This is a genomic window from Streptomyces sp. NPDC003379 (assembly GCF_053589195.1).
The window spans coordinates 1-16818 of the sequence record NZ_JBSFRK010000088.1 but is presented as its reverse complement, the minus strand read 5'-3'; the positions used below and the strand labels follow the sequence as shown (position 1 = coordinate 16818).

The 16818-nt window shown below is 75.1% G+C and carries 2 protein-coding genes; both read left to right on the top strand.

The annotated features are described in order from the left end of the window. Window positions 1-12: 12 nt before the first annotated feature. Window positions 13-9222: a type I polyketide synthase gene (locus ACWDVB_RS39025; protein WP_451518927.1), complete on the top strand. Its 9210-nt coding sequence runs from the start codon at window positions 13-15 to the stop codon at window positions 9220-9222. A gap of 80 nt (window positions 9223-9302) precedes the next feature. After that, on the top strand, window positions 9303-16818 hold a 7516-nt coding region (locus tag ACWDVB_RS39020), incomplete at its 3' end, for a type I polyketide synthase (RefSeq protein WP_451612046.1).

Sequence of the window (16818 nt, the reverse complement as noted above, 5' to 3'; positions counted from 1 at the left end):
GGGCAGGGCGGGATGGTCTCCGTGCCGGTCGCCGAGACCGTGGCGGTGGAGCTGATCGCTCCTTGGGCGGGGCGCGTGAGTGTCGCGACGGTCAACGGCCCGCGGTCCACGGTGGTGGCCGGTGAGGCCGCCGCCCTGGATGAGTTCATGGCGGCCTGTGAGCGGGAGGGGGTGCGGGCTCGTCGTATTCCGGTGGATTACGGGTCGCACACGGCGCAGGTCGAGTTGTTGCGGGAGGCGTTGTTGGAGCTGGCCGCTGCGGTGGCGCCGCGCTTGGGCGACGTACCCATGTACTCGACCGTCACCGGCGAGCTGCTCGGGGACGGCGTGGCCGACGCCGAGTACTGGTACCGCAATCTGCGTGAGCCCGTCCGCTTCCACGACACCGTCAAGGGGCTCATCGCCTCCGGCCACACCACCTTCGTCGAGGTCAGCCCCCACCCCGTACTGACGTCCCCGGTCGAGGAGACCGGCGAGGCGGCGGGCGTGGACGTCTTCGCGGGCGGCACCCTGCGCCGCGACCAGGGCGACACCCGGCGCTTCCTCACCTCGCTCGCGGAGCTGTGGGCGCGGGGTGTGGAGCCGGACTGGCAGGCGGTGTACGCGGGCACCGGCGCCCGGCGCGTCGAGCTGCCCACGTACGCCTTCCAGCGTCGCCACTACTGGCTGGACGGGGCCGCCGGCACCGCGGAGGTGTCCGGCGCCGGGCTGTCCGCGCTCGGCCACCCGCTGCTCGCGGCCGGCATCGCGCTCGCCGACGGCGAAAGCCATGTCTCCACGGGCCGCGTCTCCCTGCACACCCATCCCTGGCTCGCCGACCACACCGTGCTGGGCCGGGCGCTGGTGCCGGGCGCCGCCGTGCTCGAACTGATGCTGCGCGCGGGCGAGAGCGTCGGCAGCGAACTGCTCGACGAACTCGTGCTGCACGCGCCGCTCTCCGTGCCGACCGGTGACACGGTGGTCGACATCCAGGTCGCCGTCGACGCACCCGACGAGCAGGGCAGGCGCCCGGTGCGGCTGCACTCCCGGACGCACCGCCCGGACCAGGAGGACGGCGGCACCGAGTGGATACGCCACGCCGAGGGGCTGCTGACCACCGCGCCCGACGCCCAGCACACGGCGGATACGGCGGCCACCGCCTGGCCGCCGGCCGGTGCCGAGGCCGTGGACATCGACGGGCTCTACGACCGCATGGCGGCCGCCGGCTACGGCTACGGCCCCGTCTTCCAAGGCATACGCGCGGTATGGCGGCGCGGCGAGGAACTGTTCGCCGAGGTCGCGCTGCCGGAGAGCGCCCAGCGGGACGCCGGACGGTTCGGGGTGCACCCCGCACTGGTCGACGCGGCGCTCCAGACGCGTCTGGTGACCCTGCTGGAAGGCAAGGGAGAGGGAAAGAGAGAGGGGGAGGGGGAGGGGGAGCGGCTCATGCCGTTCTCGTTCGCCGGGGCCCGCCTGCACGCCACCGGGGCCACCACGGCACGCGTACAGCTGACCCCGGTCGGCACCGACGCCCTCTCGGTGCGGCTCACCGACCACACCGGGCTGCCGGTCCTCACCATCGACGCGCTCACCTCGCGGCCGCTCACCGCCGACGCGCTCACCGGCCGGTCCGTTGATTCGCTGTACGAGGTCAACTGGGCGCCGCTGGCCGTCGGTTCGGCCGGATCCGACGGGTCGGCGGTCGTGCTGGGCGAGGCTCTGCCGGGCCTCGGTCTGCCGGCGCACCCGGATCTCGCCGCGCTCGCCGAGAGCGTCCGGGGCGGTGCCCCCGTACCGGGCACCGTGTTCCTGCCCTGCCCCCGGCCGGCCACCGAGGACACCCCCGCGGCGGTGCGTGAGCTGCTGGCCTCCGTGCTCGGCACCGTGCGGGACTGGCTCGCCCTGGCGGAGCTGGAAGAGGCGCGGCTGGTCGTGGTGACCCGTGGCGGCGCGGCCGTGGCACCGGGTGAGCGGCCCGAGCCGGGGCACGCGGCCGTGCGGGGCCTGGTGCGCTCGGCGCGCTCCGAACACCCCGACCGCTTCCTGCTGGTCGACGTGGACGGCGACCCGGCGTCCGCCGCCGCCCTGCCCGTCGCGGCCGCCGCCGCGGTGGCCGCCGACGAAACCGAGGCCGCCATACGCTCCGCGGCGGTAACCGTGCCCCGGCTCGGCCGCGTCGCACCCGCCGACGCCGGCACCCTGGCCCTCCCCGAGACCGGGGCCGAGACCGAGACCCGGACCGAGGCCGACGCGGACGCCTGGGGCGTGGACCTCGACACGGCGGGCACCCTGGACGGACTGCGCCTCGCGGCCGCCCCGCGCGCCGCGGCGCCCCTCGACGAGGGCCGGGTACGGGTGGCCGTACGCGCCACCGGCGTCAACTTCCGGGACGTGCTCGTCGCGCTCGGCGTCGTACCCCACACAGAGGCCCTGTTCGGCAGCGAGGGCGCGGGCATCGTCACCGAGGTGGGCCCCGGCGTCACCGGGTTCGCGGTCGGCGACCGCGTCATGGGCCTGCTGTCCGGCTCGTACGCGGGCCCAATGGCGGTGGCCGACAGTCGCATGCTCGTGCCGATGCCGGACGGCTGGACGTTCGCCGAGGCGGCGTCCGTGCCCGCGGCGTTCCTGACCGCCTACTACGCGCTCGTCGACCTGGCCGAGCTGCGCGAGGGCGAGTCGCTGCTCGTGCACGCGGCGGCCGGTGGCGTCGGCATGGCCGCCGTACAGCTCGCCCGGCACCTCGGGGCCGAGGTGTACGCGACGGCGAGCGAGGCCAAGTGGCCCACCGTGCGCGCCAACGGCGTCGCCCCCGAACGCCTCGCCTCCTCGCGCACCCTGGACTTCGCCGACCGGTTCCTCGCGCGCAGCGAGGGGCGCGGCGTCGACGTCGTACTCAACAGCCTGGCCCGCGAGTACGTGGACGCCTCGCTGCGGCTGCTGCCGCACGGCGGCCGGTTCGTCGAGATGGGCAAGACCGACATCCGTGACGCCGACGAGGTCGCCGCCTCCCGCCCCGGCGTGCGGTACCGGGCCTTCGACCTCGGTGAGGCCGGCGCCGACCGGCTCGGCGAGATCCTCACCCGCCTGGCCGGTCTCTTCGCGCGGGGCGAGCTGACCCCGCTGCCGGTCACCGCGTGGGACACCCGCCAGGCGCCGCGGGCGTTCCGGTACATGAGCCAGGCCCGCCACACCGGCAAGGTCGTCCTGACCAACGCGCGCCGCACGCTGGACGGCACCGTCCTGGTGACCGGCGGCACCGGGCTGATCGGCTCCGCCGTGGCCCGCCATCTCGTCACCGGGCACGGCGTGCGCGACCTGGTGCTCACCAGTCGCCGCGGCCCGGACGCGCCCGGGGCGCGCGAACTCGCCGCGGAACTCGCCGCACTCGGCGCCACCGTACGCGTCGAGGCCTGCGACGCCGCGGACCGCGCGGCCCTCGCCCGGCTCCTGGAGGACATCGACGGGCTGTGCGGTGTCGTGCACGCCGCGGGCGCCCTGGACGACGGCGTCGTCACCGCGCTGACCCCCGAGCGCCTCGACACCGTGCTGCGTCCCAAACTGGACGCGGCCCGGAACCTGCACGAGCTCACCCGCGGCCGTGACCTGGCGCTGTTCGCGCTCTTCTCCTCGGCCGCCGGAGTCCTCGGCTCCGCCGGGCAGGGCGGCTACGCGGCGGCCAACTCCTGCCTCGACGCCCTCGCCGAGGAGCGCCGCGCCCAGGGGCTGCCCGCGCACTCCCTCGCCTGGGGGCTGTGGGCCGAGCGCAGCGCCATGACCGGCACCCTCGGCACCGCCGACCTCGACCGGATGCGGCGCATCGGCATCCGGCCGCTCGCCACCGACGAGGGCCTCGCCCTGTTCGACGCCGCCGTGCGCCTTCCCTACCCGCACACCGTCCCCGTCCGGCTCGACGTGGCCGCGCTGCGCGAACAGCGGCCCCCGGCCCCGCTGTTCCGCGCCCTCGTCCGCACCACGGCCAAGCGTTCCGCCGCCAACACCCCGGCGGCCGGGGGCGACGGGCTGCGCGGGAGGCTCGCCGCGCTGGCACCGGCCGACCGCGAGCGGGCGCTGACCGAACTGGTGCGCGCCCAGGCCGCGATGGTCCTCGGGCACGGCGGCGCCGAAGCGGTGGAGACCGACCGCGCCTTCCGCGACATGGGCTTCGACTCGCTGACCGCCGTCGAACTGCGCAACCGGATCGGTTCCGCCACCGGCCTGCGCCTGCCGGTGACCGCCGTCTTCGACCATCCCACGCCCACGGCCCTCGCCGCCGAAGTGGGCGTACGCCTCGGCGTGGACGCCGCCGCCACCCCGGCCGCCGCGCACGTCGCCGTGCCGGCCGCACCGGCCGTCGCCTCCGTCGACGACCCGATCGCCATCGTCGGCATGAGCTGCCGCTTCCCCGGCGGCGTCGACTCGCCCGAGGAGCTGTGGCGGCTGCTCACCGAAGAGCGCGACGCCATGGGTGACTACCCCGCCGACCGCGGCTGGGACCCGGTGGACCTGCACAACCCCGAGGCCCCCGAGCTGCGCTTCGCCAAGGTCGGTGGATTCCTCCACGACATGGCGGACTTCGACCCCGGCTTCTTCGGCATGTCACCCCGCGAGGCCCAGGCGACCGACCCGCAGCAGCGGCTGCTCCTGGAGACCACCTGGGAGGCGCTGGAGCGGGCCGGCATCGACCCGGGCACGCTGCGCTCCACCCCGACCGGCGTGTTCACCGGGCTGATCTACAACGACTACGCCGCACGCTTCCCCGACCTGCTCAGCGGCTACGAGGGATACCTGGGCAACGGCAGCGCCAACAGCGTCGCCTCCGGCCGCATCGCCTACACCCTCGGCCTGGAAGGCCCCGCGATCACCGTCGACACCGCCTGCTCGTCGTCGCTGGTGGCGCTGCATCAGGCCGCGCACGCCCTGCGCAACGGCGACTGCACACTGGCCGTCGCCGGTGGCGTCACCGTCATGTCGACGCCGCGCCCCATGGTGGAGTTCAGCCGGATCAGCGGTCTGGCGCCCGACGGCCGCTGCAAGGCGTTCTCCGCCGACGCCAACGGCATGGGCTTCGCCGAGGGCGTCGGCATGCTGGTCGTCGAGCGGCTCTCCGACGCCCGCCGCAACGGCCACCCCGTCCTCGCGGTGCTCCGCGGCTCCGCCCTCAACCAGGACGGCGCCTCCAACGGCCTCACCGCGCCGAGCGGCCCCGCGCAGCAGCGGGTCATCCGGCAGGCGCTCGCCAACGCCGGGCTCACGCCCGCCGACGTCGACGCCGTCGAGGCGCACGGCACCGGCACCCCGCTGGGCGACCCCATCGAGGGCCAGGCGCTGCTCGCCACCTACGGCAAGGACCGTCCCGAGGACCGGCCGCTGCTCCTCGGCTCGGTCAAGTCCAACATCGGTCACACCCAGGCCGCCGCCGGTGTCGCCGGCATCATCAAGATGGTGCTCGCCCTGCGCCACGGCGTCGTACCGCGCACCCTGCACAGCGACGAGCCGACGCCGCACATCGACTGGACCGCCTCCGGAGTGCGGCTGGCCGACGCGAGCGTGCCGTGGCCGGAGACCGGCCGCCCTCGGCGGGCCGCCGTCTCCTCGTTCGGCATCAGCGGCACCAACGCGCACGCCATCCTGGAGTACGTGCCCGAGTCCGGGCCCGAATCAGGGGCCGAGGCCCGGCCCGGCGAGGACACCGGCGTCCACCTGCCGTGGGTGATCTCCGCCAAGAGCCCGGAGAGCCTGCGCGAGCAGGCCCGCCGACTGCACGCGCACGTGAGCGCCGCCGCTCCTCTCGCCGCCGTCGACGTCGCCCGCTCCCTGCTGACGACCCGAGCCACCTTCGAGCACCGCGCCGTGGTCATCGGCCGCGACCGCGAGGAACTGCTGACCCGCCTGGCCGCGTTCGGCCGGGGCGAGGAGGCCCCCGGCGTGGTCGAGGGCACGGCGGCGCGCGGCACCAGGACCGCGTTCGTCTTCCCGGGCCAGGGTTCGCAGTGGGCCGGGATGGCCACCGAACTCCTCGACAGCTCACCGGTGTTCGCGGAGCGGTTCGGGGAGTGTGCTGCCGCGTTGGCGCCGCACATCGACTGGGTGCCGGTGGATGTGCTGCGGGAGCGCGCGGGAGCGCCGTCGCTGGACCGGGTGGACGTGGTCCAGCCGATGCTGTGGGCGGTCATGGTCTCGCTCGCCTCGGTGTGGCGGGCGCATGGTGTCGAGCCGTCTGCCGTGGTGGGCCACTCGCAGGGCGAGCTGGCGGCTGCCGTGGTGGCGGGTGTGCTGTCCACTGAGGACGGCGCGCGGATCGTGGCGCTGCGGAGTCAGTTGATCGGCCGGGAGTTGGCCGGGCAGGGCGGCATGGTGTCGCTGCCGGTCGCGGAGGACGCGGCGGAGGAGCTGATCGTCCCGTGGGCGGGGCGGGTGAGTGTGGCGACGGTCAATGGCCCTCGTTCGACGGTGGTCGCGGGTGAGGCGGCGGCGCTGGATGAGCTGATGGGGGTGTGTGAGCGGGAGGGGGTGCGGGCGCGTCGTATTCCGGTGGATTACGGGTCTCATACTCCGCAGGTCGAGTTGTTGCGGGAGGCGTTGTTGGAGCTGGCCGCTCCGGTGGCGCCGCGTCCGGGCGACGTACCGATGTACTCGACCGTCACCGGGGAGCTGCTCGGGGACGGCGTGGCCGACGCCGAGTACTGGTATCGCAACCTCCGTGAACCCGTCCGTTTCCAGCGGACCGCACAGGCGCTGGCCGACGCGGGACACGGCGTCTTCGTGGAGGTCAGCCCGCACCCGGTGCTGACCACCGGCATCGAGGAGAGCCTGACGGACCTCACGGCGGGGCCCGTGGTCGTCGGCACGCTGCGGCGCGACGACGGCGGCCGCGGCAGGGTGCTTACCGCCCTCGCGGAACTGTTCGTGGCGGGGATTCCGGTCGACTGGACGAGCACGCTGGACGGCGGCCGGACCGTGGACCTGCCCACCTACGCCTTCGACCGTCAGCGGTACTGGCTGGATGCGCCCGCGCCCGCTTCGGCGGTGGGCGGCACGGGCGATTCCGGCCTGGACGCCGCGTTCTGGTCGGCCGTGGCCGGTGAGGACACCGAAGGGCTCGCCTCCGAACTCGGCGTCGCGGACGACTCCGTACGCTCCTCGCTGGCCACCGTGCTGCCCGCGCTCTCCGCGTGGCACCGGCAGCAGCGCGAGGAGTCCGTCGTGGACGCGTGGCGGTACGGGATCGAGTGGGCGCCGGTCCAGGACGCACAGGCCCGGCTCGCGGGCACCTGGCTGCTGGCCGTCCCCGAGGAGCACGCCGACGACCCGAGGGTGCGGGCCATCGGCGCGGGCATCGAGCGCAGTGGCGGCGCCGTCCAGCACCTCCTGCTCCCCACGGAGCACGCGGAGAACGCCGACGACACCGGCAACACCGCGTACGTCGACGAGATCGCCGCGCGGCTGCACGCCCTGGACGGGCACGAGCGGGCGGCCGGAGTGCTCGCGCTGACCGGCTGGGACGAGGAGCCCCACCCCGCGCACCCCGCCGTGCCCCTCGGCCTCACCCGCACCCTGGCACTGATCCAGGCGCTGGCCACCGGCGACATCACGGCCCCCCTGTGGTGCGTGACCAGCGGCGCGGTCACCACCGGCGGCCACGGCGAACTCACCGGCCCCCAGCAGGCGACGGTGTGGGGCCTCGGCCGGGTGGCGGCCCAGGAGTACCCGGACCGCTGGGGCGGGCTCATCGACCTGCCGGCCGAGCCGGGGGAGCGGGACGTCGACCGGCTGTGCGCGCTGCTGTCCGGCGGCAGCGGAGAGGACCAGCTCGCGGTGCGCCCCTCCGGCGTACGGGCCAGGAGGCTGGTGCGCACCGCCGCCTCCGCGGGGCGCGGCGGCTGGCAGACCCCCAAGGGCACCGTGCTGATCACCGGCGGGACCGGCGCGCTCGGCGGCCACCTCGCGCGGTGGCTGGCGGCCCGGGGCGCCGAGCACCTGATGCTGCTCAGCAGGAGCGGCCCCGAGGCGGCGGGCGCCGAACAGCTGACGGCCGAACTGACCGGAGCGGGCGCCCGGGTGACCCTCCTGTCCTGCGACGTCGGCGACCGTCGGGCGCTGGCGGCCGCGCTGGCCACCATCCCGGACGAGTCGCCGCTCACCGCGGTCTTCCACACCGCGGCGGCCCTGGACGACGGACCGCTGGAGACCCTGACGCCGGGCCGCGTCGCGGCGGCGCTCCGGTCGAAGGCCGGCGCCGCCTGGAACCTCCACGAGCTGACCGCGGACGCGGACCTGTCGGCGTTCGTCCTCTTCTCCTCCACGGCGGGCACCTTCGGCGCCGCCGGCCAGGGCAACTACGCGCCCGGCAACGCCTACCTGGACGCCCTGGCCTGGTACCGCAGGGCACACGGGCAGGTGGCGACGTCCATCGGCTGGGGCGCGTGGGACCAGGGCGGCATGGCCGAGAAGGACGCCGTCGCCGATCTGCGCCGCAGGCACGGGGTGCCGCTCATGTCCCCGCAGCGCGCCACGCTCGCCATGGAGCGGGCCCTGGCCGGCGACGACACCTTCGTGGTGCTCGCGGACATCGAGTGGGACAAGTTCCAGCTCGCCTACACCGCCGCCCGGCCCAGCCCGCTGCTGTACGGCCTGGCGGAGGTCGCCCGCTCCCAGGAACCGGCCGCGGACCGGCCGGGCACCGGCGGCAGGGCGTTTACCGGCGGCGGCCAGGCGGGCCCAGCGCTGGTCGAGCGCCTGCGCGGCCTCGCCCGCAAGGAACAGGACCGGGTGCTGCGCGAGGCGGTCCGCACGCACGCAGCGGCCGTCCTCGGCCACGACGGCGCCGAATCGGTGCCGCTCGCCCGCCCGTTCGGGGAGCTTGGCCTGGACTCGGTCACCGCGGTGGAGCTGCGCAACCGGCTCGGCAACGCCGTCGGCCACAAGCTGCCCGCCGGCCTCATCTTCGACTACCCGACGGTCGCCGACCTCGTCGCGTACCTCCACGACCTGCTCTGCGGCGACGAGACGTCCACCAGCCCACTGCTCGACGAACTCGACCGCCTCGACGTCGAGTTGGCCACCCTGCGCGACGACGACCCGGCCCGGGGAGAGGTGGCGGAGCGGCTGGAGAAGCTGCTGCGCCGGGTCAGCCCCGACTCGGTCGTCACCTCGGGCGCCGGGTCCGGTCCCGAGTGGGATCTGCGGGCCGCCTCCCAGGACGAGGTGTTCGCCATGATCGACGAAGAGCTGGGGGAGTCGTGATCCGGATCGGCCGACCACCCCGCGTGCCGACCCCCTGACCCGGCCCGGAACACGACTGCCGCCCTTCAGCACTGCAAAGGATGGACCCGTCCCCCATGGCGAATGAAGAGAAGCTCTTCGACTACCTCAAGCGCGTGACCGCGGAGCTGAAGGAGACGAAGTCACGGCTGCGCGAGGTGGAGTCGGCGGCCGCCGAACCAGTGGCCATCGTCGGGATGAGCTGCCGCTACCCGGGGGGCGTGGCCTCGCCCGAGGAGCTCTGGCAGCTGGTCGCCGACGGCGCCGACGCCGTCTCCGGGCTGCCCGCCGACCGCGGCTGGGACGTGGCGGGCCAGTTCGACGTGACGGGCGAGCGCCCCGGCACGTCGTACGTCGCCGAGGGCGGGTTCCTGCACGAGGCCGCCGAGTTCGACGCCGCCTTCTTCGGGATCTCCCCGCGCGAGGCGCTGGCCATGGACCCGCAGCAGCGGCTGCTCCTGGAGACCTCCTGGGAGCTGTTCGAACGCTCCGGCATCGACCCCACCGCGCTGCGCGGCAGCGACACTGGCGTCTTCGTCGGCTCCAGCTTCCACGGCTACGGCGACCGGGCCGTCGCCGCCGACGAGGTGCAGGGCTATCTGCTCACCGGGCGCGCCGACAGCGTCATCTCCGGTCGGATCTCCTACACCCTCGGTCTGGAGGGCCCGGCGCTCACCGTCGACACGGCCTGCTCGTCCTCGCTGGTGGCGCTCCATCTGGCGATCAACGCCCTGCGGCGCGGCGAGTGCTCACTGGCGCTCACCGGCGGTGTGATGGTCATGGCGACGCCCGAGGTGTTCGTCGAGTTCAGCCGCCAGCAAGGGCTCTCCCGTGACGGCCGGTGCCGGGCGTTCGCCGAGAGCGCGGACGGTACGGGGCTCGGCGAAGGCGTCGGGCTGCTCCTGGTGGAGCGGCTCTCGGACGCGCGCCGCAACGGCCACGAGGTGCTCGCCGTCATCCGGGGCACCGCGGTGAACCAGGACGGCGCCTCCAACGGCCTGACCGCGCCGAACGGACCCTCCCAGCAGCGCGTCATCCGCCAGGCCCTGGACACCGCCGGGCTGGCCCCCGCCCAGGTGGACGTGGTCGAGGCGCACGGCACCGGCACGACGCTCGGCGACCCCATCGAGGCCGACGCCCTCCTCGCCACCTACGGCAAGGACCGCCCGAGCGAGCGCCCGGTGCTGCTCGGCTCGGTCAAGTCCAACATCGGCCACACCCAGGCCGCCGCGGGCGTCGCCGGCATCATCAAGATGGTCGAGGCCATGCGCCACGGCACGGTCCCCAAGACACTGCACGTGGACGAGCCCACCACCCACGTCGACTGGGCCTCCGGCGCCGTCGAACTGGTCACCGAGAGCCGCCCGTGGCCGGACACGGGGCAGCCGCGGCGGGCCGGTGTGTCCTCGTTCGGGGTGAGCGGCACCAATGCGCACGTCATCGTCGAGGAAGCGCCGGCGGTGTCCGCGGGGTCCGCCGAGCCCGCCGAACCTGTGGAGTCCGCCGAGCCTGCCGAGCCTGCCGAGCCTGCCGAGCCTGCCGAGCATGCCGACGAGCCCGAGGGCCTGTCGGCCCCGTCCGGAGTGGTGGCCGCCGGGGGCGTGGTGCCCTGGCCGCTCTCCGGGCAGTCGGCCGCGGGGCTGCGGGGACAGGCGGGGCGCCTGCGGGAGTTCGTCACGGCTTCCGGGGCGACCAGTTCTTCCGGGGCGGCCGCCGCCTCCCACGCGGCGCCCGCCCCCCACGCGGCCCCCGCCGACATCGGCTGGTCGCTGGCCACCGAGCGCGCCGGTCTGGAGCACCGTGTCGTGGTGCTCGGCGGCGACCGTGCGGAGTTCGCGGCGGGGCTCGCCGCCGTCGAGGGCGGTGAGCCCGCCGCCGGTGTCGTCTCCGGTGTCGTCTCCGGCGAGGCCTCCTCCGACGTGGTGTTCGTCTTCCCCGGCCAGGGCGCGCAGTGGGCCGGCATGGCCACCGAACTCCTGGCGACCTCACCGCAGTTCGCGGCCCGCTTCGAGGAGTGCGCCGCGGCACTCGCCCCGCACATCGACTTCTCGCCGCTCGACGTGCTGCACCAGCGGCCCGGCGCCCCCTCGCTGGAGCGGGTCGACGTGGTCCAGCCCCTGTTGTGGGCGGTCATGGTCTCCCTGGCCCACGTGTGGCGCTGCCACGGGGTCGAGCCGTCCGCCGTGGTCGGGCACTCCCAGGGCGAACTGGCCGCCGCCGTCGTCGCCGACGTACTCACGTTGGAAGACGCGGCCCGCGTCGTCGCGCTGCGCAGCCGCCTCATCGGCCGGGAACTCGCCGGGCAGGGCGGCATGGTCTCGCTGCCCCTGACCCGCGACGCGGCCGAGGAACTCATCGCCCCCTGGGACGGCCGGATCGACGTCGCCACCGTCAACGGCCCGCAGTCCACGGTCGTGGCCGGTGAGGCCGCCGCCCTGGACGAGCTGATGGCCGCCTGCGAGCGGGACGAAGTGCGTGCCCGCCGCATCCCGGTGGACTACGCCTCCCACACCGCGCAGGTCGAACGGCTGCGCGACGCTCTTCTTGAACTTGCCGCCCCGGTGACCCCGCGCCCGGCCCGCGTGCCCATGTACTCCACGGTCACCGCCGGACTCCTCGCGGACGGCGCGGCCGACGCCGAGTACTGGTACCGCAACCTGCGCGAGCCCGTCCGCTTCCACGACACCGTCCGGGCCCTCATCCGCGACGGCAGCACCACCTTCGTCGAGACCAGCGCCCACCCGGTGCTGACCGCCGCGGTCGAGGACACCGGCAGCGCGCTGGGCACCGACGTGGTCGCGGTCGGCACCCTGCGCCGCGACGAGGGCGGCCCGCGCCGCCTGCTGACCTCCCTCGCCGAACTGTGGGTCCAAGGCGTGGGCCCGGACTGGCGGGCCGTCTTCGCCGGAACCGGCGCCACACACACCGACCTGCCCACCTACGCCTTCCAGCGCCGCCGCTACTGGCTGGACAGCGCGGCCGGCACCGCGGACGTCTCGGGCGCCGGGCTGTCCGCGCTCGGCCACCCGCTGCTCTCCGCCGGTATCGCCCTCGCCGACGGCGAAGGCTACGTCTGCACCGGACGCCTCGGCCCCGACACCCACCCCTGGCTCACCGACCGCACGGTCTCCGGCCGCACCGTCGTACCCGCCGCCGTGCTGCTCGAACTGGCCCTGCACGCAGGCGAGCACCTGGGCGCCGACCGCCTAGCGGACCTGGAGGTGCACCAGCATCTGGTGCTCCCCGGCACCGCGAAGGAATCCGCGCCCGGCACCGCGCCCGGCACGCCCGGCGTCGACATCCAGGTCGTCGTGGACGCCCCCGACGAGCACGGCGGCCGCCGCGTGCGGGTCTTCGCCGGTACCGACGCGTCCGAGGACCCCGACCGCGCCTGGACCCTGCACGCCACCGGAACCCTCGGCACCCGGACCGCGACGACCGTCCCCGACGAACTGGGCGGCACCTGGCCGCCCACCGGCGCCACCCCGGCCGACCCCGACGAGCTCTACGCCCGTCTGGCCGAGGCCGGGCTCGCCCACGGTCCCGTCTTCCGCGGCCTGCGCGGGGTCTGGCACAGCGGCCGGGAGATCTTCGCCGAGGCCGAGCTGCCGGAGTCCGCGGCGGGCGACGCCGCGCGGTTCTGCGTGCACCCCGCCCTGCTGGACGCCGCGCTCCAGCCCGCCGAAGGCACCACACCGGCCGCCTTCACGGGCGTAGAGCTGCACGCCACCGACGCCACCGCCGTACGGATACGGCTGCGCCCCGTCGGCCCCGACGCGGTGGAGCTGCTGCTGACCGACCCCACGGGCCGCCCCGTGCTCAGCGTCGAGCAGATCACGACCCGCCCCTTCGACGCGGCCGAGGTCGTCGGGGCGCCCGACGCGCTGTCCTCGCCGTCCTCGCTGTACGAGGTCTCCTGGGCGCCGCTGCCGGACGCGCCCCCGGCCCGAGCTACGGGCGGAAACCAGGTCTTCCTGGGCGAGGGCCCGGCAGCACCGGAGGGCGCCACGGTCCTCGCCGACCTGGACGAGCTGCGCGCGGCCCTCACCGTCGAAGGGGCCGCCCCGGACATGGTGTTCCTGACCGTGCCGAGCGCCACGGGCACCGACGCCGAGACCCCGGCAGCCGCCAGAGACGCGGCGGTCCTCGCCCTGGAGACCATCCGCGCCTGGACGGCGGACGACGCCCTCGAACCCGTACACCTGGTGATCCTCACCCACCGTGGCGCCGCGGTCCTGCACGGTGAGCCCGTCGACGTGCCCGCGGCGACGGCGCGCGGCCTCGTGCGCTCGGCCGTCGCCGAGTACCCCGGCCGCCTCACGCAGGTCGACCTCGACGGGACGGCCGCCTCCCTCGCGGCGCTGCCGACCGTCGTCGCGGCGGCGACGGCCGCCGGTGAACCGGAGATCGCCGTCCGTAAGGGCACCGCCCTGGTCCCCAGGCTGGCCCGGATCCACGAGGCCGAGCCCGCGCCCTTCCCGCACGACGCCGCCGAGGGGCCCGTACTGATCACCGGCGGCACCGGTGTGCTCGGCGCCGCCGTGGCCCGCCACCTCGTCACCGAGCACGGCGTCACCGAACTGGTGCTGACCAGCCGCCGCGGCCCGCAGGCGCCCGGCGCCCGCGAACTCGCCGCCGAACTGGCCGGACTCGGCGCCGTGCCCCGCATCGTGGCCTGCGACGTCGCCGACCGGGACGCCGCGGCCGAACTGATCGCCGCACTGCCCGGCCTGCGCGGCATCGTGCACGCGGCCGGGGTGCTGGACGACGGCGTGGTCGCGGCCCTCACCCCGGAGCGCCTCGACACCGTGCTGCGGCCCAAGGCCGACGCCGCCTGGCACCTGCACGAACTCACCGCCGACCTCGCCTTCTTCGTACTGTTCTCGTCCGCCGCCGGAGTCTTCGGCGCCCCCGGCCAGGGCAACTACGCGGCGGCCAACGCCTTCCTCGACGCCCTCGCCCAGCACCGCCGCGCGCAGGGACTGCCCGCACACTCCATGGCCTGGGGCCTGTGGGCCGACGCCAGCGCCATGACCGGCGTACTGGACCAGGTGGACCTCCAGCGGATCGGCAGGACCGGCGTACGGCCGTTGCCCACCGGGACGGGACTCGCCCTCTTCGACGCGGCGCTCGGACTCGACCGGGCGCTCACCGTGCCCATCGGCCTCGACCTCGCCAAGGCCCGTACGGCGGACACCGTGCCCCCGCTGCTGCGCGGCCTCGTCCGGCCGCGGCGCGTCCTCGGCCGCGCCGCCGCCGAGGGCGTGACGCTGGAGCTGGGGGACCGGCTGGCCGCGCTCCCGGACGCCGAGCGCCGCCGGACCCTGGTGGAACTGGTGCGTGGCCAGGCCGCGGCCGTGCTCGGGCACGACGACGCGGCCGAGGTCGGCGCCGACCGGCCGTTCAAGGCCCTCGGCTTCGACTCGCTCACCGCCGTCGAACTGCGCAACCGCCTCAACACCGCCACCGGCGTACGACTCTCCGTCACCGCCGTCTTCGACCACCCCACGCCCCTCGCGCTGGCCGCGCACCTGCTGCCGCTCGTCCTGCCCGACGGCGCGCCCGCGGTCCCCGCCCGGCCCGCCGCCATCACCGTGGCACGCGACGACGACGAGCCCATCGCCATCGTCGGCATGGGCTGCCGCTTCCCCGGCGGCGTCGCATCGCCCGCGGACCTGTGGCGACTGCTCGTCGACGAGCGGGACGCGCTGAGCGAGTTCCCCACCGACCGCGGCTGGGACATGGCAGCCCTGTTCGACCCGGACCCGGACCGTGCGGGCACCTCCCACACCCGGACGGCCGGGTTCGTCGCGGACGTCGCGGACTTCGACGCGGAGTTCTTCGGGATCTCGCCGCGCGAGGCCCTCGCCATGGACCCGCAGCAGCGGCTGCTCCTGGAGACCACCTGGGAGGCGCTGGAGCGCGTCGGCGTCGACCCGCTGAGCCTGCGCTCCACCCCGACCGGTGTCTTCCTCGGCGGCGCCGTCTCCGGTTACGGCATCGACCTGTTCACCCCCGAGGACGGCCTCGACGGCCATCTGCTCACCGGCAACGCGAGCAGCGTGGCCTCCGGCCGGGTGTCGTACACGTTCGGTTTCGAGGGTCCGGCGGTGACGGTGGACACGGCGTGCTCGTCGTCGCTGGTGGCGCTGCACCAGGCGGTGCAGGCGCTGCGCCAGGGCGAGTGCACGCTGGCCGTGGCGGGCGGCGTCGCCGTCATGCCCACTCCCAAGCTGCTGGTCTCCTTCAGCAGGCAGCGGGGCCTGTCCCAGGACGGCCGCTGCAAGGCGTTCGCCGCGGGCGCCGACGGCACCGGGTTCTCCGAGGGCATCGGCGTCCTGCTGGTGGAGCGGTTGTCGGACGCGCGGCGCAACGGTCACGAGGTGCTCGCGGTGGTGCGGGGTTCGGCGGTGAACCAGGACGGCGCGTCGAACGGTCTGACGGCGCCGAACGGTCCGTCGCAGCAGCGGGTGATCCGCCAGGCGCTGGCGAGCGCGGGGCTGAAGCCCGCCGAGGTCGACGTCGTCGAGGCGCACGGCACCGGCACCGCCCTCGGTGACCCGATCGAGGCGCAGGCCCTGCTCGCCACCTACGGCCAGGACCGCCCCGACGGACAGCCGCTGCTCCTGGGCGCCCTGAAGTCGAACATCGGCCACACGCAGGCCGCCGCGGGCATCGCCGGGGTCATCAAGATGGTCGAGGCGATGCGGCACGGCGTGGTGCCCAAGACGCTGCACGTGGACGAGCCGACACCGCACGTCGACTGGTCCACGGGCGCGGTGGAACTGGCCACCGAGAGCCGGCCGTGGCCGGAGACGGGGCACCCGCGCCGGGCCGGTGTCTCCGCGTTCGGCATCAGCGGCACGAACGCGCACGTCGTCCTGGAGCAGGCGCCGTCGGAACAGCCCGCGCACCACGCCACCGCCGAGCTTGCGGACCCGCCGCCCGTGGACGCCGCCGACGGCGTGCTGCCCTGGGTCATCTCGGGCCGCACCCCGGCCGGGCTGCGCGGACAGGCCGCGCGCCTGCGGGAGTTCGCGGCCACCGCGGAGGCGTCCGACGCGGACATCGCCTGGTCGCTGGTGTCGACCCGGGCCACCCTCGAACACCGCGCCGTGGTGCTCGGCGCGAACCGCGCCGAACTGGACGCCGGCCTGGCAGCACTGGCCGCCGACGAGCCGGCCGGAAACGTGGTGCGCGACACCACCGCCGGAGACCGCCGCCTGGCCCTCGTCTTCTCGGGCCAGGGGTCGCAGCGGGTGGGGATGGGGCGTGAGTTGGCTGGTGTGCCGGGGTTCGGTGAGGTGTTTGAGGAGTTGTGTGGGGCCTTTGACGGGGTGTTGGAGGTGCCGTTGCGTGAGGTGTTGTGGGCGGGGGTGGGTTCGTGGGCTGCGGGGTTGTTGGATGAGACGGCTTATACGCAGGCCGGGTTGTTCGCGTTCGAGGTGGCGTTGTTCCGGTTGTTGGAGCGTTGTGGGGTGCGCCCTGACTTTGTGATGGGGCATTCGGTGGGTGAGTTGGCGGCGGCTCATGTGGCGGGTGTGTGGTCGCTGGGGGATGCGGTGCGGGTGGTGGCGG